An 18854-nucleotide genomic window follows, 5' to 3' on the forward strand; every position below is an offset into this window, starting at 1 on the left:
GTTCAATGGGCCGCCTGCTTTTCGACAAGCTGCGCCAGCTGCTCCGCAACCGTGTTCCAGCCATCGAAGAACCCCATCTCCGCGTGCTTATCGCGATCCCCGGGGTTTCTGTGCATGGCATAGGCCACATATTCCATGCCCTCGGGATGATCGCGGAATTGCATGACGGCAGTGAGAAACGGTTGGGCGGAGGGGCGAAAGCCCGCCGTCAGGGCATCAGTGAAAACCAGACGCTCCCCATCATCCACCGCCAGAAAACAGCCGCTGATATGGTCGCCGAATATCGTGCCATCCTCGCTGTAGCGCGTCTCGAACGCGCCGCCGGGATAAAGCTCCATTTTTTCCACCCGGCACTGGCCGGGATGCGGCACCCACCATTGTTCAAGGCTGGTCTTGTCCACCCACGCATTCCAGACAAGCCGGCGCGGCGCCCTTATGATGCGTGAAATCTTCAGGTCGAGATCGGGATTGAAAGTCTCGGTCATTGGTCATTCTCCCCTTTGCTTGACGCTCTATCCTGTTGCGCCATGACGAATTGTTCGAGCCGGTCCGTGCGGCCTTCCCAGATGGCGCGCTGTTGCGACAGCCAGCCATCAAGCATGGAAAACCGCTGTTTCTCCAACGCGCAGAACCGCACTCGGCCCTGCTTGCGGGTCACGATCAGCCCGGCCTCTTCCAGCTGGCGAATGTGTTTCATGAACGACGGCAAAGCCATGTCGAAAGGTTCGGCCAGCGTTCCGATGCTCGCCTCCCCACCGCCCAGCCTCAGGATCACCGCCCTGCGGGTCGGATCGGCAAGAGACTGGAAGATATCGTCGAGCGCGTCTGAATAGTTTTCCATAAGGCTAACTATCACGATAAAATACTTAGCTCAATGGATAAGTTTTAAAATCGCAAAAATCGTGTCGCGACAGGGAATAAACCCGCCGGCTGCGGTGTCTCTTGATCTGTTGGCGGCAAAGCCCGCCCGAACCAAGGAGGATATGTCCATGAAGATCCGCTTTATCGTTCCCGCCCTCATTCTGGCTTTTGCCGGAACGGCCTATGCGGCCCCGGCGGTCGAAACGGTCAAGACCGACAAAGGCAATGTACTTGCCGGCGAAAAAGGCATGACGCTCTACACTTTCAAGAACGACAAGAAGGGCGTATCCAATTGTTATGACAAATGCGCGGTGAACTGGCCGCCGTTTTTCGCAGCCATGGGCGACAAGGCCGAGGGGGCCTATACGACCGTGACGCGCAAGGACGGCAAGATGCAATGGGCCAAGGACGGCATGCCGCTCTATTACTGGGCCAAGGACATGAAAAAAGGCGACGCCACCGGTGACGGTATGAACGGTGTATGGGATGCCGCAAAACCCTGATGGCATGAATGGCAAAACGCGGGGGAGCGTCTCCCCCGCAGCCGGCACCTTCGAAGCGGAGGTTCTGGCGCTGATACCCATGCTGCGCCGTTATTCCCGCAGCCTTTCCCGCTCGGATGCAGATGGCGAAGACCTTTTGCAGGACTGCGTGGAAAAAGCGCTTATCAATAAAAGGCAATGGCGCGGAACGGGTTTGAAATCATGGGCTTACACGATAATGACGAATCTTTATCGCAACCGCCACCGCGCCGAGAAACGCCATCCGTCCGAGAGCCTTGACGGCCATGAGACCATCGCCGTCACCGATCAGCTGTCCGATACGCTGGAGAACGATCGGCTGCACGGCGCGCTCGCCCTTCTTTCACCCGACATGCGGGCGGTTTTGATGCTGGTGACGGTGGAAGGCTACAGCTATCAGGAGGCGGCCGAAACGCTATCGATCCCGCTCGGCACCGTCATGTCCAGACTGTCCCGCGCCCGCGAAACCCTTCGCCAGCAGCTGGCGGCGGACAATATCATTCCCCTGCGGAGACCACGATGAAACGGCCCGATGCCATAACCGAAGACGACCTGCACGCCTATGTCGACGGGCTTCTTTCCGACGACGACCGCGCGGCTGTCGAGGCGTGGCTCGCAGAAAGACCTGAAGAGCAGGCCCGCGTGCAGGATTGGAAACAGCAGGCCGACATTCTTCGCAATGCCTTCGCTTCCTATGCCGCCGCCCATCCGCACGACGCATCGATGCTCAGCCCACCGAAACCGGACCGCGCCTGGCGACTGAGACCGGCGCTCCTCAAAACGGCAGCAGCCCTCATGATCTTCGCGGCGGGCGCCGCGGCCGGCAGGCTTCTGCCGCCATCAGTCTCCACACCGCAGGATGTGACGCTGGCGTCGCTGACGACGGATATTCCGGCACAGGCAAAATCCGCCTATCTCATCTATGCGAGCGAAGTGCGCCACCCCGTCGAGGTTGGCGCGGGAGAGCAGCAGCATCTCGCGACATGGCTCGGTAAGCGGCTCGGCTATCCCTTTGCGATCCCTGATCTTTCCAAGATCGGATACGACCTCGTCGGCGGGCGCCTCATTCCCGTCAGCGGCAAGCCGGGCGCGATGCTGATGTATCAGGACAAGACCGGCCGCCGGGTCACGGTACTGATCGGCCACAACGAGGAAAACCGCACAACCAGTTTCCGCATGGCCAGCGCCGACGGCATCGAGACTTTCTACTGGATCGACAACGAACTGGGTTACGCCGTGTCGGCCGAACTCACACGCGACGAGGTGCAGGCGATCGCCGAGGAATGTTATCGGCAATTCCCGACGTAAAGACTGTTATTTCAGCATCGGCCAGAGGCTGATGACGAGCAGCACGGCCATGGTGATGTTGAACCATTTGAGCCGGATCGGCACGGACAGCCAGTCGCGCAGCGCGGAGCCGAAACCCGCCCAGGTGGACACGCTGGGAAGATTGACGGCGGCGAAGGCCACGCCAACCACCAGAACGGTGACGAAATATTGCGCCTCGTTGGTATAGGTCGCCATCGCCGTCACCGCCATCACCCAGGCCTTCGGATTGACCCACTGAAAGGCTGCGGCGGCAAGGAAGCCCATCGGCTGCGATGCGGCGGCCCCTTCATTCAGGCTGCGGGAAGTGCCGATCTTCCACGCGATCCAGACGAGATAAAGCCCGCCGGCGAATTTCAGCCCGGTGTAGAGCAACGGCACCGAATGCAGCACCGCACCAAGGCCGAAACCGACCCCGATCAAAAGCGACAGGAACCCCACGCCGATACCCAGCATATGCGGGATGGTGCGGCGGAACCCGAAATTCACGCCTGACGTAAACAACATCATATTGTTCGGGCCGGGCGTGATGGAGGTGGTGAAGGCAAACAGCACCAGTGCAGCGAAGGTTTCAACAGTCATGATCTCTCCTGTGAAAGAGACCCTAGCCACCCGACCACTATCAAACCAGCCCGGCAGACCGATGGCCGGGGTCAATTTTTTTGATGGATCGATCCCTCCCGTGCCGGGTTTGAGAAGTCGGCACAAGGGGTTATTCTCCCCCGACAACCGCTGGAGCGAAACAATGTATGACGACATTCCTTCCGTTACCCTGCCATCCGGAAAAGAGGTTCCAGCCCTTGGCCTTGGCACCTGGAACATGGGAGAAAACAGATCGTCCGCGCCTCAGGAGGTCGAGAGCATCCGCAAGGCGATCGATCTCGGCATGACGCTGGTCGATACTGCCGAAATGTATGCCGATGGCCGATCCGAAGAGGTGGTCGGCACGGCAATTGCCGGCCGCCGTGACGACGTGTTTCTGGTCAGCAAGGTATACCCGTGGAACGCCAGCGCTAAAGGCACGGCGGAGGCCTGCGAGCGCAGCCTTGCAAGGCTCGGCACCGATCATATCAATCTCTATCTGCTGCACTGGCGCGGCGAGCACCCGCTGAGCGAAACCGTGGCGGCTTTCGAAAGACTGAAGAGCGACGGCAAGATAGATGACTGGGGCGTCTCCAATTTCGATACCGACGACATGGAAGAGCTTTTCGCCGTGCCCGATGGCAAAAACTGCGCCGCCAATCAGGTCCTTTACAACCTGTCGCGGCGCGGCCCCGAGTTTTCGCTGTTGCCATGGTGCCAGGAGCGCGGTGTACCGCTGATGGCCTATTCCCCCATAGAGCAGGGCCGCATCCTGAAAAACCACGAACTCATCCGCATCGCCAAGGCCTATCAGGCGACGCCGGCGCAACTGGCGCTGGCCTTCCTGCTGGAAAGAGACGGCGTCATCGCCATCCCGAAATCCGCCAGCGCCTCCCGTGTGGAAGAAAATCGCGGCGCGACCGATCTTGAAATAAGTGACGAAGACTGGACCGCCCTCGACGCCGCCTTCCCGCCGCCAACGCGCAAGACGGCACTGGAAATGCTTTGACGCAGCAATGGGTTAAGAGACTTTTCGGAATCGGGCGCTGAGGCGGTTGAATCAGAACGTGAGAACCGGGGCCACCGCGCTACAGCTCCCCCTTTAACGGCGCGGACCAGCCGCGCCGTTCAGGCCTGATGTAGTTTATGAGCCTATGCGCTGCTCATACTCTTTTCTCAGTTTCAGCCATGCATCCCAGAAGGGTCCAGGTTCCTTTTCCTGAAGGCGGTCAGCGAGAATATCGAGATGTGCGTGCCAGCCGGAGCTGACATCGAGCTTGCTCTTCCGATCCGAAAGCCGGCTATGAATGAGCGTCAGAAGCACCTCCCTGCCGAGGGACTGGAGTTCGATCGACACTTCTGCACCCTCACCCCAACTGAAGACGAGGCGATGCGGCACAACAACAGTGATGATGCGGGACGCCATCTTTTCCTCTTCGGAAAAGCCTTCCGGACGGCGGCCGGGTGGATTGGAAAGCTCGTCATTGCGCCAGACCAGTTCGAAGGGTGCATCGGGCGCCAGCCGCATTTCGCCTGATGCCAGCCAGCGGCGGCGAAGATCGCTTTGTGTCAGATAGGCCCACACCCGCTCAATCGGTCCCGGCAACAGCCGTTCGATCTTCAGGGTCGCAGGCTCCACGAGCCGGCCATAGGTGTCAGGTACTGCGATATCAGCCATTGTCATTTCCTCCATTTGCAGGGGTTTTCCCCTGATCATCCTCCCGGAGCATCTGCTCAAGAATATCGAGACGGCTGTTCCAGAACTGCCGGTAGAAGCCCAGCCATTCATGCGCCTGCGCCAGAGGCTCCGGCGCAAGACGGCACACGTGGGTACGCCCTTTCACCTCACGGCGGATAAGCCCGGCATTCTCCAGTGCCTTGATGTGCTTGGAGGCTGCGGCAAGCGAAATATCGAATGGCTCGGCCAACTGGCTTACCGTTCGTTCGCCAAAAGAAAGATCCCGCAGCATCGTGCGCCGCGTCGCGTCGCCAAGAGCATGAAAGACAGTGTCGAGTTGTGGAACAGATAATTCAACCATGTTGTTGAATATAGCGCGCCAATCCGAAATGTCAACCATATGGTTGAATATAGATTCCCTGCGCGAAAACCCATAAAAAAACCCGCGGCGAACCGCGGGCTTCGATGGTCAGAATACATATTGTGAATGCAGAGATTACATCCCCTGCGAACCACGGTTCATCGCGGCAATACCCGTGCGGCAGATCTCGATCAGGCCGAGCGGCTTGATGATGGCGACGAACTGGTCGATCTTAGACGACTTGCCGGTGATTTCGAAGATGAAATGCTCGACAGTCGCATCCACCACCTTGGCCTGAAACGCATCGGCAAGGCGCAGTGCTTCTGCGCGCACTTCACCCGTGCCGGCGACCTTGATAAGCGCCACTTCGCGCTCGATCGGCCTCTCCTGCCCCAGTTCGCGGGCGCGGACGGTGAGGTCGAGAACCCGATGAACCGGCACGATGCGTTCCAGCTGCGCCTTGATCTGCTCCAGCACGATGGGGGTGCCGCGCGTCACGATGGTGATGCGCGACAGATGCGCTTCATGCTCCGTTTCCGAAACCGTCAGGCTTTCGATGTTGTAGCCCCGGCCAGAAAACAGGCCAATGACCCGGGCAAGGACGCCCGGCTCGTTGCTGACGAGAACCGACAGCGTATGATTTTCGACGGCAGCCGTTTCCTTCTGGATGAAATAGGCGGAGCCGGTGGGTTGTAGGTGTGCGTTCATGTCCTTTTCCTCTCCCGGCTCAGACTAGCTGACGGCCCTTGGCATCAATGGCGTTGGCAACCGCTTCATCCGTCGCCTCATCCGGCAACAACATCTCGTTATGGGCTTTACCAGACGGGATCATCGGGAAGCAATTGGCAAGATTGGCGACGCGGCAATCGAAGATGACAGGCTTGTTGACCGCGATCATCTCGGCGATCTTGTCGTCCAGCTCCTTCGGGTCGTCGCAATACATACCGACCGCGCCATAGGCTTCCGCCAACTTGACGAAATCAGGCATGGCTTCGGTATAGGAGTTCGACAGACGATTGCCGTGCAGCAATTGCTGCCACTGCCGCACCATGCCCATATACTGGTTGTTGAGGATGAAAATCTTCACCGGCAGACCGTACTGGATGGCGCAGGACATTTCTTGGATACACATCTGGATCGAGGCGTCACCGGCGATATCGATGACCAGCGCTTCCGGATGCGCGACCTGCACGCCGATGGCCGCCGGCAGGCCGTAACCCATGGTGCCGAGACCGCCCGAGGTCATCCAGTGATTGGGCTCCTCGAAGCCGAAGAACTGCGCCGCCCACATCTGGTGCTGGCCGACTTCGGTGGTGATGTAAGTGTCGCGTCCCTTCGATGCCTCATAAAGCCGCTGCAAGGCATATTGCGGCATGATGACATCTTTGGAGTTCTTATAGGCGAAGGAATTGCGCGCACGCCAGCGCTCGATCTGCGACCACCAGTCCGCCGTCTGGGCTTTCTCCGGCTTCTTCGGCAAAGCGCGCCACAGGCGAACCATATCTTCCAGAACATGGCCGACATCACCGATAACAGGCACATCGACGCGCACGGTCTTGTTGATCGAGGACGGATCGATGTCGATATGGATTTTTTTCGAATTCGGCGAAAACGCGTTGATGCGTCCGGTAATCCGGTCGTCAAAACGCGCGCCGACGCAGACCATGACGTCGCAATCATGCATCGTCATGTTGGCTTCGTAAGAACCGTGCATGCCCAGCATGCCGAGCCAGTTCTTGCCGGAAGCCGGATAAGCGCCGAGACCCATCAGGGTCGAGGTGATCGGGAAACCGGTCAGCTCGACCAGTTCGCGCAGCAGCCGGGTCGCTTCCGGGCCGGAGTTGATGACGCCGCCGCCGGTGTAGAAAACCGGCTTTTTCGCCTTGGACATCAGTTCGATGGCAGCGTTAATGGCATTGAGGTCACCCTGGACCTTCGGCTTGTAGCTTTTTTGCTGAACCGCAGCGGAAGGCGGCGTGTAGGTGCCGGTGGCGAACTGGATATCCTTCGGAATATCGACAACAACGGGACCGGGACGACCCGTCTGCGCGATGCGGAAGGCTTCATGGATGATGCCCGCCAGCTCGTTAACGTCCTTGACCAGCCAATTGTGCTTGGTGCAGGGGCGCGTGATGCCGACGGTGTCGCATTCCTGAAATGCATCCGAGCCGATCAGCGATGTCGGAACCTGGCCGGACAGGCAGACGAGCGGAATGGAATCCATCAGCGCATCCTGCAGCGGCGTCACCGCATTGGTGGCGCCGGGACCGGACGTGACGAGCATGACGCCGACCTTGCCGGTAGAGCGGGCATAACCTTCGGCAGCGTGGCCGGCGCCCTGCTCATGGCGCACGAGAATGTGCTGAATGTCTTCCTGCTGGAAAATCTCGTCATAAATCGGAAGAACGGCGCCGCCGGGATAACCGAAGATGTGCTCGACGCCATTGTCCTTCAGCGCCTTGAGAACAATCTCCGCACCTGTCATGCGATTGCTGTTTTCCGTATTGTCCTTATCCGTCATTGCCTGTTTCCATCCCGCTTTGGCTTTGGATATCGAGGAGCCCGAGGGCCTGTTTGAAGACATAAAAAAAGGCCCCTTAAGGAGCCTCGTTCAGCGCATGGGTGCTTTCGCCGGATGGTTACACCATCCTGCCCATGCGCCGTCCCACCACGATAAGTACGTTAAGATTTTTCATGGGCCGGAGTGTTAGCCACAAAAGCCCCAGCCGTCAACGCATATTGCGGAAAAAATCGGCGACCGCTTCTTTTATTACGTAAAAGCGCCAATCGACGAAATTTTCGAACGCAATTGATACACCTGTTGTTAAATATAATCTTTTATTATCGAGGGCGCAGGTACTGCCCGAACCACCGCGATCATCCGCATGTCCCGGGATAAGATGTGAATAATAACGAGTTTCATAGAGCGTCCGGCGTGGACGAAACCGAACGGCGATCCGCTCTGCAACCGGCAGACCGCACGCTTGGCCGCGTCATCGCCTGCGACGGCGCCCATGCCACCATCGCCGCGGAAACGGAGCCGGGCTCCACTGATGTTGCGCAACTCTGGTCCGTCGGACGCCTGATCTCCATCGAAATGGGAACGAGCCGTGTCGCGGCACTGGTCTTCGCCATGCGCACCGATGAAAGACAATGGTCCTCGGACAGGTCGAACAGGTTGCTGATCGACGTGGAACTGATGGGAGAGGTTTATCGCACCGACGACGGCAGCGAACGGTTTTCCAGCGGCATTTCCCGTTATCCCTATCTCGGCGCCGTGGCCCATCGCATCCGCACCGGCGACCTTGCCAAGATCTACGATAGCAGCAAGCGTGACAGCTGCATCATCGGCAAACTGACGCAGGATGATACGATCGGCGCGGCCATCAATATTCCGCAGATGCTTTCGAAGCATTTCGCCGTCGTCGGTTCTACCGGGGTCGGCAAGACGACTGCGGTTTCACTGCTCTTGAACAAGGCGATCGCGACGGACCCGAAACTGCGCGTCCTCATTCTCGATCCGCACAACGAATTTGCAGCCGCTTTTCCCGATCATTCGGTTGTCATCGATACCGATACGCTCGACCTTCCCTTCTGGCTGATGCGCCTTGAGGAATTCGCGGAAGTGGTTTTCCGTGGCCGCAAGCCTGTGCCGGAAGAGATGGACGTTCTGCGTGACGTCATACCCGAGGCAAAAAAGGCATTTCGCGGTACGGATGGTTCCGCCGTCCGCCGCACCTCCGACAAGAGCGCGATCACACCGGATTCGCCGGTGCCCTATCGCATGGCCGATCTTCTGGCTTCTATCGATGAGCGTATCGGACGGCTGGAAGGGCGCGGCGAAAAGCCGGCGCTCCGCTCCCTGAAAGGCCGCATCCTCTCGGCCATCAACGATCCGCGCTACAACTTCATGTTCTCCAGCAATACGATCAGCGACACCATCCTGGAGACGGTGGCGCATATTTTCCGTATTCCCGGGGAAGGCAAGCCGATTTCAGTGTTCCAGCTCTCGGGCATTCCCTCCGAGGTGGTGAACTCGGTGGTCTCCGTTCTCTGCCGCATGTCGTTCGAGCTGGCGGTGCTGGCGCGCGGGTCGCTGCATATGCTTGTGGTTTGTGAAGAAGCCCACCGTTATGTTCCGGCTGACCCCGAGCGCGGCTTTTTCCCGACCCGACAGTCCATCGCCCAGATCGCCAAGGAAGGCCGCAAATACGGCATTTCGCTCGGCGTCATCAGCCAGCGGCCAAGCGAGCTGGATCAGACCATCCTGTCGCAATGCTCGACCGTTTTCGCCATGCGGCTGTCAAACGAGATTGACCAGAAGATCATTCTGTCGGCCGTACCCAACGCCTCGGCCTCCACCACCAGCTTTCTTTCTTCCATCGGCAATGGTGAAGCCATCGCCTTCGGCGAGGCGGTGGGTGTGCCGATGCGCATGCGTTTCGACCGTGTGCCGGCAATCAAATTGCCGAAGGCAAGCGGCACGGTCAGCCACGCCCCCCACGAAACACCGGACACCGTCGACCTCAACAGCATCGTCACCCGCATGCGGGCCACAGCGAGGCCAGTCATCACCGGCTTCCAGCAAAGCGTCGAAGCGGCCTTTTCCGATCTGCCGGAATCGCCGGTGGCGCCCGGAGAAGCAGACGACATCGATCGCTGGAAGCGAGAATTGGGAACACCCGCAACGGAGAGCTATGAGCCTTACCGCCCGGACATGTTGCCCGGACGCACATCGCCACCGCCACAAAACCCGGAGAGGATGGACAGCGCCTCTGGTGCCGTCAACGACTTGCGCCGAGCCGGTTTCCAGATGCAGACGCAAAGTGGTCCCCCGCCGGCCGATACGCGCCCGTCGCTGCGCGAGAGCCTCCTGAAAAAGCCACTCGGCAGTCTTTATCGCAAGGATTGACGCCAGCCTTCAGGGCTGGATGCGCGTCCAGTCCTCCCCCATCTGGTTGCGGAACCAGGTCATCTGCCGTTTGGCATATTGGCGGGTCGCAGCGGCCGATTTTTCGATCACCTCCGCTTCGCTCATGCGCCCGGCCAGCATATCGGCGATCTGAGAAACGCCGATCGCCTTCATCGCCGTCGCGTCGGGCGCAAGCTTGAGAGCCAGAAGCGCCTCCACCTCCTCCACCGCGCCGCTTTCCATCATGGCGTCGAAACGCCGGTTAATGCGGTCATGCAGCACCGGCCTGTCGGGCAAGACGACGAATTTCTGCGCCCGGTCAGGATCGACGATCACCGGGCCGTTGGCCTTCTGGTAATCCCGGATCGATTTTCCGGTCGCCTCGATCACTTCCAGCGCCCGGACGATACGCTGGCCGTCGCCCGGCTGCAGAGCCTCTGCCATCACGGGATCGCGTCGCGACAATTCCGTGTGGAGAACCGCCGGCCCCTCTTCAATCAGCCGACCGCGCAGCCTGTCGCGGATTTCCTCCGGGATGGCAGGCATGTCCGACAATCCCCCGGTCAGCGCCTTGAAATAAAGCCCCGTGCCGCCGACGATGACGGGAAAACGCGCCTGCCCACGCAGATCCGAAAGCAGGACGGAAAGATCCCGCAGCCATTCACCCGTGGAATAGAGGCTGCTTGCCGGCACATGGCCGTAAAGCAGATGCGGCACGCCCTGCATTTCTTCTTTTGAAGGCCGGGCGGTCAGCACCCGCAGCGTGTCATAAACCTGCATGCTGTCGGCATTGATGACGACGCCATTCCGCTCCCGCGCCAGACGAAGCGCAAGCGCGGACTTGCCGCTTGCCGTCGGGCCGGTTATCAGGATCGCATCAAAATTCTCATCAAGGTTTTTCATCATGGCTCTCGTTGCCACGCTTATCGCCAATCCGTCAAATCCTGTTCTGACACCGGCCCTCGGCGAAACCGCCGCTAAGGCCGTCAATGCGTCAGGTCTTTACTGGCTGGCGGATGGTGTCGCCTGCGATATCGCTTTGCCTTCCGGCACCAATGCCGAAGAGGCCCGCAACGCGATTGCCGGCGCGCTCACTGGCCAGCCGATCGATATCGTCATCCAGGAGCAGGACCAGCGCCGCAAGAAACTTCTGATCGCCGATATGGATTCGACCATGATCGGCCAGGAATGCATCGACGAGCTGGCGGCCGAAGTCGGCCTGAAGGACAAGGTTTCCACCATCACCGCCCGCGCCATGAATGGCGAGATCGCTTTTGAGCCGGCACTCCGGGAACGCGTGGCGCTGCTGAAGGGCTTGCCGGTCTCAGTGATCGACGACGTCATCGAAAAGCGCATCACGCTGACATCAGGCGGCAAGGAACTGATCGCCACCATGAAGGCGAAGGGCTACTACACCGCACTCGTTTCCGGTGGCTTCACGGTCTTCACCGGCCGGGTCGCGGCCATGCTGGGTTTCGATGAAAACCGCGCCAATCTGCTCGGCGAAGCCAATGGCGAGCTTGACGGCACCGTTGCCGAACCCATCCTCGGCAAACAGGCCAAGGTGGACGCACTGAATGACATTGCCGCAAAGCTCGGCATCTCGCCGGAAGAGGCGATGGCGGTCGGCGATGGCGCCAACGATCTCGGCATGCTGCATCTGGCCGGCGCAGGTGTTGCCCTGCACGCCAAGCCTGCCGTCGCGGCTGAAGCGCAGATGCGCATCGACCACGGCGATCTCACCGCGCTGCTTTACATTCAGGGCTACCGCAAGACGGATTTTGTCACTCCATGATCATCCGCGAAACACCAAGGCTCATTCTGCGCGAGTGGAAGGAGAGCGACCGCGACCTGTTCCGGGAAATCAATGCCGACGAAAAGGTCATGGAGTTCTTCCCCTTCCGCCGCAGCCATGCGGAAGCGGATGCGGTTCTGGAAACAATCAACGGCATGATCCGTGGCAGCGGTTATGGCTTCTACGCCATGGAGCTGCGCGAAACCGGCGAAGTCATGGGTTTCTGCGGCATATCGCCCGTCATGAACCTCGATCCGCCCTTCCCGATTGGTACCATGGAGATCGGCTGGCGGCTGGCCACCCGTTATTGGGGCCACGGCTATGTCACCGAAGCCGCACAATCGCTGCTCGTCATGGCCTTTGATGAAAAGGAAACGCCGGAAATCGTCTCCTTCGCCGTCCACGACAACCACCGCTCGACCCGCGTGATGGAGCGCATCGGCCTGAAGCGTGACCCGTCACGCGATTTCGATCATCCACGCGTGCCTGATGACACCCATCCGCATCTGCGTCCGCATGTGACCTATGCGCTGACGCTGGCGGAATGGCGGGAACGGCAGTCGCAATAACGCCCTCCCCGCCAGCCTCGAACTTTACTTCACCGCGGCATTGCCGCCATCGGCAAACAGCGCCGCCCCGGCGACGAAACTAGACATCGGGCTTGCGAGGAAAAGCGCGGCCTGCGCCAGTTCTTCCGGCTCGGCGATGCGTTTCATCGCATGAAGGCCTGCAGCCCATTCCTTCTGTGCCGCATCTCCGGCCATGGGTGTGTCGACCCCGCCGGGAAGCAGCCCATTGGCGCGAATGCCCTGCACGGCATAATCTGCGGTAATGCCTTTCACCAGCCCCATCAGCGCCGCCTTCGACGCACCATAGGCCGTCATGCCCGGTATGCCGGCACTGGTGCCGACGAAGCTGGAGATAAAGACGATCGAGCCACCGCCCCGCTTCAGCATCAACGGAATCTGGTGACGCGCCCCAAGATATGCGGAAGTGAGATTGGCTGTGAGCACGGAATCCCATTCCTCGGCGGAAATCTCCGCCAGCGGCTTCATGGCTCCGACCGCGCCTGCATTGTTGACGGCGATATCGAGACCGCCGAAAATGCTCAGGGCCGCATCCGCCAGCCGGGAATGGGTCTCCTCAAGATTGACATCGCCGACAACGGCATGGACACGGCCGCCGGTCTCGCGAATCCCGGCGGCAACCTCTTCCAGCGCAGCAGCACCCCGCGCATTGATGACGACGGCTGCCCCATGCGAGGCAAACAGCCTCGCCGTCGCCCGGCCGATGCCGGATGACGCGCCAGTGATGATGGCAACCTTGTTTTCGAGTGATTTCATATCCTTGACCTCCGTTGATGGAGACCAAGGATTAGAGAGAGGCCGGGACCACAACCACCCGATTCCTGCCGAACCGGGTGGAAAGCGCTTTACTCCAGCGGCAGCGCCACCACGCGCAGATTGCCCTGCGCATCGGCAACCATCATATGCGCATTCTTGCGGCCTTCGGATTTCAGGCCGTTGATCCGCACCAGCACGTCACCGGGAACTTCCATGAAGTCCTGCCCGACTTCGACGATGATATCGCCCGGTTTCATGCCCTTCTGTTCGGCCGGCGAACCCGGATCGACGCTTGCGACCAGTACACCTTCGACGCTTTCGGCAATGCCCTTTTCCGTGCGCAGCTCATTGCTGAGGACGACGAGGTTCATGCCAAGCACGCTCTGCGGCGCTTCACGCACTTCCGGCGTCTGGTCCTGCGCCTGATCGTCGGTGCCGCCATCATCATCAGGCGCAACCACGCCGCCATCGCCATCTTCGGCCTGCGGGTCTTCGGTCGCGGCCTTTTCGTCGGTCGTATCCTGCAATTGCCCGAGCTTGACCTTGACCGTCTCCTCCTTGCCGTCGCGCAGGATCACCACATCGACTTCCTTGCCAACCGGGCTTTCCGCCACGATCCGCAAGAGATCACGCATTTCATGAATGTCCTTGCCATCGAATTTCAGCACGACATCGCCGGCCTGGATAGGGCCGTTCTCCACCGGGCCGCCCTTGGCGACGCCGGAGATAAGCGCACCCTTGGCGCTTTCCATGCCAAGGCTTGCCGCCACATCATCCGTGACGGGCTGAACGCGAACGCCGAGCCAGCCGCGACGGGTCTCGCCGAATTCGATCAGCTGCTGCACGATATTCTGCGCAAGTTCCGTCGGAACGGCGAAACCGATACCGATCGAACCACCACTCGGGGAAATGATCGCGGTGTTGATGCCGATCACCTCGCCCTTCATGTTGAAGAGCGGACCACCCGAATTGCCCTTGTTGATCGCCGCATCCGTCTGGATGAAATTGTCATAGGGGCCGGCATTGATATTGCGGCCACGCGCGGAAATGACGCCGACAGTCAGCGAACCGCCAAGGCCGAAGGGGTTGCCGATGGCCATTACCCAGTCGCCGATACGCATGCTGCGCGAATCGCCGAACTTGACGGCCTTGAGCGGCGTTTTCGGCTCTACCTTCAAGACCGAAAGGTCGGTCTTGGTATCGGTGCCAACAAGCGTTGCCTTCAGCTTCGAGCCATTCGGGAAAATCACCTCGATGGCATCAGCACCCTCGATGACGTGGTTGTTGGTGACGACATAACCGGCGGGATCAATGACGAAACCGGAACCCAGTGAATTGACCTTTTCACCGCCCTCCGGCTTCTGGCTGTCGAAATAATCCTTGAAGAATTCCTGGAAGGGCGACCCCTCCGGCAGCTTTGGCGGAACAGGTCCCTTGCCCTCGGTCTTGACGTTCTGCGACGTCGAAATATTCACCACCGCATCCAGAAGCGGCTCGGCAAGATCGGCCACCGATTCCGGCCCATGGCTCTGCGCTCTCGCTGCAACCGGTGCCGAAAGGCTACCCGCCACAAGCGCGATGCCCGCGACTGCGGCAATGCTGTTGCGAAAAGGCGAAAGAAGGGTCACGGCCATAAGCGTCCTCGCGTTTCAGATAGTCTCGCCTTGCATATATCGACAAAGCATAAGGCGGAATGATGAAGTGTAAAAATACCTTTTCGTGAACAGGCAGTTGATGCCTTGCCCCTGCCCACAGCATTGGCACGAAACGGGAGTGAAAAGAAAGGGCCGGCCAAAACCAGTCCTCAAATTAGCAACAACGGCTGCTCAGCCCTCTCCTCCGTCATCCTCGGCTCGTGCCTGAGGATGATGTCGTGCGGGGCCTGTCAAAAAGAAAGGGCCGGTAAAACCGGCCCTTTCAAACTCTTTTGATCCGATATCAGTTCGCCGGCGCAGGCGCTGCAGGTGCGGCAGGAGCCGCAGACGGAGCACCGTTGATGTCGTTGAAGTAACGGAAGAAGGTCGAGTCCGGGGACAGGACCAGCGTCGTACCGGTGCCGTTCAGCGAATTGGAATAGGCCGCCATGGAGCGATAGAACTCGAAGAAGTTCGGATCGCGCTGGAAAGCTTCGCCGAATATGCGGTTACGGTTGGCATCACCTTCACCGCGCAGCACTTCAGACTGACGACGCGCATCGGACTCGAACTCGACGACCTGACGGTCGGCGATAGCGCGGCGGCGCTGGGCTTCTTCATTACCGCGGGCGCGGATGAGTTCAGCTTCAGCCAGACGTTCCGACTTCATGCGCTCGAAGGTCTGCTGCGACACTTCCTGCGTCAGATCGGTACGGCGGATGCGGACATCCACGATGCTGATGCCGAGCGATTCCGCATCAGGGCGCAGATCGTCACGCACTTCCTGCATCATCGATGCGCGTGCATCAGAAAGCGCCGATTCAAAGCCGCGAAGACCGTAGACCCGGCGCAAAGATGCGTCGAGACGGGTGCGAAGACGCGATTCGGCCGACATCTGGTCACCCGAAACGGTCTGGCGGAAACGGCGTGCATCCGTGATGCGATAAACGACGAAGGCGTCTACTTCATAGAACTTGCCGCCCGAAACCTGAACACGGATATTGTCGTGATCGAAGCGCAGCGCCCGGTTCTCGACATATTGCACCCGGTCGGCATCCATGAACGCGAAGGGCAGCTTGAAGTAGAGGCCCGGCGCGGTTTTTACATCCTGGATCTGACCGAAGCGCACGACGATTGCCTGCTGGCGCTCGTTGACGACGAAGATCGATGAATAGCCGAGGAAAAGCACGGCGGCGAGGCCGACGAGAATGGCAGTAAGACGGTTACCCATATCAGTTGCCTCCCTGCTGTGCTGCGCCCGTATTGCCGCGCATGATCTCATTCAGAGGCAGATAAGGCACCACGCCCTGCTTTTCGTCGATGATGACCTTGTTGGAGCCCTTCAGGACCTGTTCCATGGTTTCAAGGAACATGCGCTGACGGGTCACATCAGGTGCCGTGCGATACTGGTCGTAGATGGAGATGAAGCGCTGCGCCTCACCCTCGGCCTCGTTGACGACACGCGACTTGTAAGCGTTCGCCTCTTCAACGATCTGTGCCGCCTGACCGCGTGCCGCACCCAATTTCTGGTTGGCATACTGGTTGGCTTCCTGAACGAAGCGATCTTCATCCTGCTCGGCGCGCTGCACCTCATCAAAGGCATCGGCCACTTCGCGCGGCGGCGCCGCATCTTCGATGGCGACCGCATTGATGGAAATGCCGGCGCCATAACCGTCCATGGTGGACTGGATGATGCTGCGTACATCGCCCGCAATGGCCTGACGGTTATCGCGGAAAATATCCTGCGCCGGACGACGGCCGACCACTTCGCGCATGGCGCTTTCGGAAACCTGCTGCAGCGTCTCGGCCGGGCTGTCGACGTTGAAGAGATAGGATTTCGGATCAGAGACCGTATAGAGCACCGAGAACTGCACGTTGACGATGTTCTGGTCGCCGGTCAGCATCACGCCGCTCGATGAGGACGACGAGGCGCGCGAGCCGATATTCTGCTGCTGTTCCGTAACCTTGACGATCTCAACCGTCTCGATTGGCCACAGATGGAAATGCAGGCCGGGCATCGAGATCTCGTCCTTGGGACGTCCGAAACGCAGCTCAACGCCACGCTCATCCGGCTGGACGGTATAGATGGACTGGATGCCGAGGAAAACGAGGACGACAAGAACGAGAATCGCAACCGCGCCACCGTTGAAGCCACCCGGCAGGACATTCTTGAAACGGTCCTGACTGCGCCGGATGATCTCTTCCAGATCAGGTGGGCCGCCATTGTTGCCGCCACCGCCGCCGCGAGGCCGGTTAGGCCCCTGTCCCCACGGGCCGCCACCGCCACCCTGGTTGTTTCCTCCACCGCCGCCGCCCCAAGGGCCGCCGCCGCCATTCTGATTGCTCCAGGGCATCAATACCTCTTTATAAAAGCCTCTCCCGGTTCCGTTCGAAAGCGATTGCTCGCGTGCGGCGGGAATATCGACCCGTTATAAGAAGGAGAAGCGTCCGTTTCAACGCAGAGGTGGTAACTAAATACCCAATCGCGGTAAATAGTTCACTTTGACGCGGCTCTTCGCAAATAAGTGGTGAACAGAACCGGATAATTGTCCCTTTCCCCTGCGGGAACGGCATTCTCGTCGATTTTTTCAAAGACGTCAGGATCGATATCCGGAAAAAAAGTGTCGCCATCGAGCTTTACCGCCACATGGGTGACGGAAAGTTGATCGGCAAACGGCATCGCCTGACGGTAAATTTCCCCGCCGCCGGCCACGAAAACCTCATCCACGCCCAGTTCCGCGGCCTTGTCTTTGGCAAGCTTCAAAGCCTCTTCCAGCGACGAGACGACATCCACCCCATCCGGCCTGTAATCGGCATTGCGGCTGACGATGATATGCGGCCGCCCCGGCAAGGGGCGCTCGCCGACAGACAAAAACGTCTTGCGGCCCATGATGAGCGGCTTGCCCATCGTCATCGCCTTGAAGCGCTTGAGATCGGTGGAGAGCTTCCACGGCATGTCGAGGTCACGGCCGATGACGCCGTTTTCCGACACTGCAACGATGATGGTGACACGCGCCTCGCTCATACCGCGATCGGTGCCTTGATGCTTGAATCGGCCTCGTAATTCTCAAGCGTAAAGTCTTCGAACTTAAAGTCGAAAAGGTCCTTCACATCAGGGTTGAGACGCATTGTCGGCAGGGCTTTCGGGGTGCGGGTCATCTGCAGCCGCGCCTGATCGAAATGGTTGGCGTAGATATGCGCGTCGCCGAGCGTGTGGACAAAATCTCCCGGCTTCAGACCTACGACCTGCGCCACCATCAGCGTCAGCAGCGCATAGGATGCAATGTTGAACGGCACGCCGAGGAAGATATCGGCCGAGCGCTGGTAAAGCTGGCAGGACAATTTGCCATCCGAAACATAGAACTGGAACAGGCAATGGCAGGGCGGCAGCGCCATTTCGTCCACCAGCGCCGGGTTCCAGGCTGAAACGATGTGGCGGCGGGAATTGGGATTGGTTTTCAGCGCCTCGATCAAAAGCGCGATCTGGTCGATATGACGGCCATCCGGTGCCGGCCACGAGCGCCATTGCGCACCATAAACGGGGCCGAGATCACCATTTTCATCGGCCCACTCATCCCAGATGGAAACGCCATTCTCCTTGAGATAGGCGATATTGGTGTCGCCCTTCAGGAACCACAGCAGTTCGTGGATGATGGAGCGCAGATGCAGCTTCTTGGTGGTGAGGACCGGAAAGCCTTGCGAAAGATCGAAACGCATCTGGTAACCGAAGACCGAGCGCGTGCCGGTGCCGGTGCGGTCTCCACGGTCGGAGCCGGTGTCCATCACATGCCGGAGAAGATCGAGATATTGTTTCATGCGTTCTGCCGCCGATTCCCTGATA

At 59.5% G+C, this 18854-nt stretch carries 21 protein-coding genes; 7 read left to right on the plus strand and 14 right to left on the minus strand.

Features of this window, described 5'->3' with window-relative positions:
• Nucleotides 1-2 precede the first annotated feature (2 nt).
• Nucleotides 3-485 (minus strand): SRPBCC family protein, encoded by a 483-nt coding sequence (locus CFBP6623_RS09175; RefSeq protein ID WP_080841961.1) that lies wholly within the window; start codon nucleotides 483-485, stop codon nucleotides 3-5.
• On the minus strand, nucleotides 482-841 hold the full coding sequence (locus CFBP6623_RS09180) for an ArsR/SmtB family transcription factor (protein ID WP_046798117.1): 360 nt from the start codon (nucleotides 839-841) through the stop codon (nucleotides 482-484). Before CFBP6623_RS09180 ends, CFBP6623_RS09175 begins: the two co-directional genes overlap by 4 nt.
• A gap of 142 nt (nucleotides 842-983) precedes the next feature.
• On the opposite strand from CFBP6623_RS09180, the gene CFBP6623_RS09185 reads away from it, so the two are divergent.
• From CFBP6623_RS09185 to CFBP6623_RS09195, 3 genes are read left to right on the plus strand one after another with little or no spacing between them, the layout of a single operon-like run.
• Nucleotides 984-1364 carry a COG4315 family predicted lipoprotein gene (locus CFBP6623_RS09185; RefSeq protein WP_080841959.1) on the plus strand — a complete coding sequence of 127 codons (381 nt, stop codon included), beginning with the start codon at nucleotides 984-986 and terminating at the stop codon, nucleotides 1362-1364.
• Nucleotides 1348-1905, plus strand: a complete 558-nt coding sequence (locus CFBP6623_RS09190) for an RNA polymerase sigma factor (protein WP_046798115.1) — start codon at nucleotides 1348-1350, stop codon at nucleotides 1903-1905. The genes CFBP6623_RS09185 and CFBP6623_RS09190 overlap by 17 nt, the downstream gene beginning before the upstream one ends.
• Nucleotides 1902-2690, plus strand: a complete 789-nt coding sequence (locus tag CFBP6623_RS09195; RefSeq protein ID WP_046798114.1) for an anti-sigma factor family protein — start codon at nucleotides 1902-1904, stop codon at nucleotides 2688-2690. Before CFBP6623_RS09190 ends, CFBP6623_RS09195 begins: the two co-directional genes overlap by 4 nt.
• Before the next feature lie 6 nt (nucleotides 2691-2696).
• Here the strand turns inward: CFBP6623_RS09195 and CFBP6623_RS09200 are convergent, their stop codons facing one another.
• Nucleotides 2697-3290, minus strand: coding sequence for a LysE family translocator (locus tag CFBP6623_RS09200; RefSeq protein ID WP_046798113.1), 594 nt, complete (start codon nucleotides 3288-3290; stop codon nucleotides 2697-2699).
• A 163-nt stretch (nucleotides 3291-3453) separates the two neighbouring features.
• On the opposite strand from CFBP6623_RS09200, the gene CFBP6623_RS09205 reads away from it, so the two are divergent.
• Nucleotides 3454-4299 carry an aldo/keto reductase gene (locus tag CFBP6623_RS09205; RefSeq protein ID WP_046798112.1) on the plus strand — a complete coding sequence of 282 codons (846 nt, stop codon included), beginning with the start codon at nucleotides 3454-3456 and terminating at the stop codon, nucleotides 4297-4299.
• 135 nt (nucleotides 4300-4434) lie between these two features.
• On the opposite strand, the gene CFBP6623_RS09210 is transcribed toward CFBP6623_RS09205, so the two are convergent.
• The 4 genes from CFBP6623_RS09210 to CFBP6623_RS09225 all read right to left on the minus strand — a co-directional run bounded on the left by CFBP6623_RS09210 (nucleotide 4435) and on the right by CFBP6623_RS09225 (nucleotide 7850).
• Nucleotides 4435-4968, minus strand: a complete 534-nt coding sequence (locus tag CFBP6623_RS09210) for an SRPBCC family protein (protein WP_046798111.1) — start codon at nucleotides 4966-4968, stop codon at nucleotides 4435-4437.
• The gene (locus CFBP6623_RS09215; RefSeq protein ID WP_046798434.1) at nucleotides 4961-5329 is read right to left on the minus strand and encodes an ArsR/SmtB family transcription factor; all 369 of its coding nucleotides are present in this window, start codon (nucleotides 5327-5329) and stop codon (nucleotides 4961-4963) included. The genes CFBP6623_RS09210 and CFBP6623_RS09215 overlap by 8 nt, the downstream gene beginning before the upstream one ends.
• 135 nt (nucleotides 5330-5464) lie before the next feature.
• Nucleotides 5465-6037, minus strand: coding sequence for an acetolactate synthase small subunit (gene ilvN, locus CFBP6623_RS09220; RefSeq protein WP_003507555.1), 573 nt, complete (start codon nucleotides 6035-6037; stop codon nucleotides 5465-5467).
• A 19-nt stretch (nucleotides 6038-6056) separates the two neighbouring features.
• Nucleotides 6057-7850, minus strand: coding sequence for an acetolactate synthase 3 large subunit (locus CFBP6623_RS09225; protein ID WP_046798110.1), 1794 nt, complete (start codon nucleotides 7848-7850; stop codon nucleotides 6057-6059).
• Nucleotides 7851-8231: 381 nt separating this feature from the next.
• Here CFBP6623_RS09225 and CFBP6623_RS09230 point away from each other — a divergent pair, with 381 nt between their 5' ends.
• Nucleotides 8232-10241 carry an ATP-binding protein gene (locus CFBP6623_RS09230; RefSeq protein WP_062654275.1) on the plus strand — a complete coding sequence of 670 codons (2010 nt, stop codon included), beginning with the start codon at nucleotides 8232-8234 and terminating at the stop codon, nucleotides 10239-10241.
• Nucleotides 10242-10250: 9 nt separating this feature from the next.
• Here CFBP6623_RS09230 and miaA read toward each other — a convergent pair whose 3' ends face one another.
• Nucleotides 10251-11147 carry a tRNA (adenosine(37)-N6)-dimethylallyltransferase MiaA gene (miaA, locus tag CFBP6623_RS09235; protein WP_046798108.1) on the minus strand — a complete coding sequence of 299 codons (897 nt, stop codon included), beginning with the start codon at nucleotides 11145-11147 and terminating at the stop codon, nucleotides 10251-10253.
• On the opposite strand from miaA, the gene serB reads away from it, so the two are divergent.
• Together serB and CFBP6623_RS09245 are read left to right on the plus strand one after the other, a co-directional pair.
• Nucleotides 11146-12036 carry a phosphoserine phosphatase SerB gene (gene serB, locus CFBP6623_RS09240; RefSeq protein ID WP_046798107.1) on the plus strand — a complete coding sequence of 297 codons (891 nt, stop codon included), beginning with the start codon at nucleotides 11146-11148 and terminating at the stop codon, nucleotides 12034-12036. The genes miaA and serB overlap by 2 nt on opposite strands.
• Complete coding sequence (locus tag CFBP6623_RS09245; protein ID WP_046798106.1) at nucleotides 12033-12605, plus strand: GNAT family N-acetyltransferase; 573 nt, start codon at nucleotides 12033-12035, stop codon at nucleotides 12603-12605. The genes serB and CFBP6623_RS09245 overlap by 4 nt, the downstream gene beginning before the upstream one ends.
• Nucleotides 12606-12629: 24 nt before the next feature.
• On the opposite strand, the gene CFBP6623_RS09250 is transcribed toward CFBP6623_RS09245, so the two are convergent.
• The 6 genes from CFBP6623_RS09250 to CFBP6623_RS09275 form a co-directional block, all read right to left on the minus strand.
• Nucleotides 12630-13379 (minus strand): SDR family oxidoreductase, encoded by a 750-nt coding sequence (locus CFBP6623_RS09250; protein WP_046798105.1) that lies wholly within the window; start codon nucleotides 13377-13379, stop codon nucleotides 12630-12632.
• An 89-nt stretch (nucleotides 13380-13468) separates the two neighbouring features.
• Nucleotides 13469-15013, minus strand: coding sequence for a Do family serine endopeptidase (locus tag CFBP6623_RS09255; protein ID WP_062654274.1), 1545 nt, complete (start codon nucleotides 15011-15013; stop codon nucleotides 13469-13471).
• A gap of 304 nt (nucleotides 15014-15317) precedes the next feature.
• On the minus strand, nucleotides 15318-16244 hold the full coding sequence (gene hflC / locus CFBP6623_RS09260; protein ID WP_046798103.1) for a protease modulator HflC: 927 nt from the start codon (nucleotides 16242-16244) through the stop codon (nucleotides 15318-15320).
• A 1-nt stretch (nucleotide 16245) separates the two neighbouring features.
• Entirely contained in the window at nucleotides 16246-17367 is a 1122-nt protein-coding gene (gene hflK / locus CFBP6623_RS09265; protein ID WP_046798102.1) for an FtsH protease activity modulator HflK, read from the minus strand.
• Between the two features lie 143 nt (nucleotides 17368-17510).
• A complete protein-coding gene (locus CFBP6623_RS09270) occupies nucleotides 17511-18038 on the minus strand; it encodes a dihydrofolate reductase (RefSeq protein ID WP_046798101.1) in 528 nt (175 codons plus the stop codon).
• A complete protein-coding gene (locus CFBP6623_RS09275; protein WP_046798100.1) occupies nucleotides 18035-18829 on the minus strand; it encodes a thymidylate synthase in 795 nt (264 codons plus the stop codon). The genes CFBP6623_RS09270 and CFBP6623_RS09275 overlap by 4 nt, the downstream gene beginning before the upstream one ends.
• Nucleotides 18830-18854: the final 25 nt, after the last annotated feature.

Source organism: Agrobacterium tumefaciens, from assembly GCF_005221385.1.
Taxonomy (GTDB): domain Bacteria; phylum Pseudomonadota; class Alphaproteobacteria; order Rhizobiales; family Rhizobiaceae; genus Agrobacterium; species Agrobacterium tomkonis.

Coding starts and splice junctions, on each gene's coding strand:
- CFBP6623_RS09215 (WP_046798434.1), bottom strand. CDS start 5,329: ATGGTTGAATTATCTGTTCCACAACTCGACACTGTCTTTCATGCTCTT.
- serB (WP_046798107.1), top strand. CDS start 11,146: ATGGCTCTCGTTGCCACGCTTATCGCCAATCCGTCAAATCCTGTTCTG.
- CFBP6623_RS09255 (WP_062654274.1), bottom strand. CDS start 15,013: ATGGCCGTGACCCTTCTTTCGCCTTTTCGCAACAGCATTGCCGCAGTC.
- CFBP6623_RS09200 (WP_046798113.1), bottom strand. CDS start 3,290: ATGACTGTTGAAACCTTCGCTGCACTGGTGCTGTTTGCCTTCACCACC.
- CFBP6623_RS09190 (WP_046798115.1), top strand. CDS start 1,348: ATGCCGCAAAACCCTGATGGCATGAATGGCAAAACGCGGGGGAGCGTC.
- CFBP6623_RS09210 (WP_046798111.1), bottom strand. CDS start 4,968: ATGGCTGATATCGCAGTACCTGACACCTATGGCCGGCTCGTGGAGCCT.
- CFBP6623_RS09270 (WP_046798101.1), bottom strand. CDS start 18,038: ATGAGCGAGGCGCGTGTCACCATCATCGTTGCAGTGTCGGAAAACGGC.
- miaA (WP_046798108.1), bottom strand. CDS start 11,147: ATGATGAAAAACCTTGATGAGAATTTTGATGCGATCCTGATAACCGGC.
- CFBP6623_RS09195 (WP_046798114.1), top strand. CDS start 1,902: ATGAAACGGCCCGATGCCATAACCGAAGACGACCTGCACGCCTATGTC.
- CFBP6623_RS09250 (WP_046798105.1), bottom strand. CDS start 13,379: ATGAAATCACTCGAAAACAAGGTTGCCATCATCACTGGCGCGTCATCC.
- CFBP6623_RS09205 (WP_046798112.1), top strand. CDS start 3,454: ATGTATGACGACATTCCTTCCGTTACCCTGCCATCCGGAAAAGAGGTT.
- CFBP6623_RS09225 (WP_046798110.1), bottom strand. CDS start 7,850: ATGACGGATAAGGACAATACGGAAAACAGCAATCGCATGACAGGTGCG.
- CFBP6623_RS09175 (WP_080841961.1), bottom strand. CDS start 485: ATGACCGAGACTTTCAATCCCGATCTCGACCTGAAGATTTCACGCATC.
- CFBP6623_RS09275 (WP_046798100.1), bottom strand. CDS start 18,829: ATGAAACAATATCTCGATCTTCTCCGGCATGTGATGGACACCGGCTCC.
- CFBP6623_RS09245 (WP_046798106.1), top strand. CDS start 12,033: ATGATCATCCGCGAAACACCAAGGCTCATTCTGCGCGAGTGGAAGGAG.
- CFBP6623_RS09180 (WP_046798117.1), bottom strand. CDS start 841: ATGGAAAACTATTCAGACGCGCTCGACGATATCTTCCAGTCTCTTGCC.
- ilvN (WP_003507555.1), bottom strand. CDS start 6,037: ATGAACGCACACCTACAACCCACCGGCTCCGCCTATTTCATCCAGAAG.
- hflC (WP_046798103.1), bottom strand. CDS start 16,244: ATGGGTAACCGTCTTACTGCCATTCTCGTCGGCCTCGCCGCCGTGCTT.
- CFBP6623_RS09185 (WP_080841959.1), top strand. CDS start 984: ATGTCCATGAAGATCCGCTTTATCGTTCCCGCCCTCATTCTGGCTTTT.
- hflK (WP_046798102.1), bottom strand. CDS start 17,367: ATGCCCTGGAGCAATCAGAATGGCGGCGGCGGCCCTTGGGGCGGCGGC.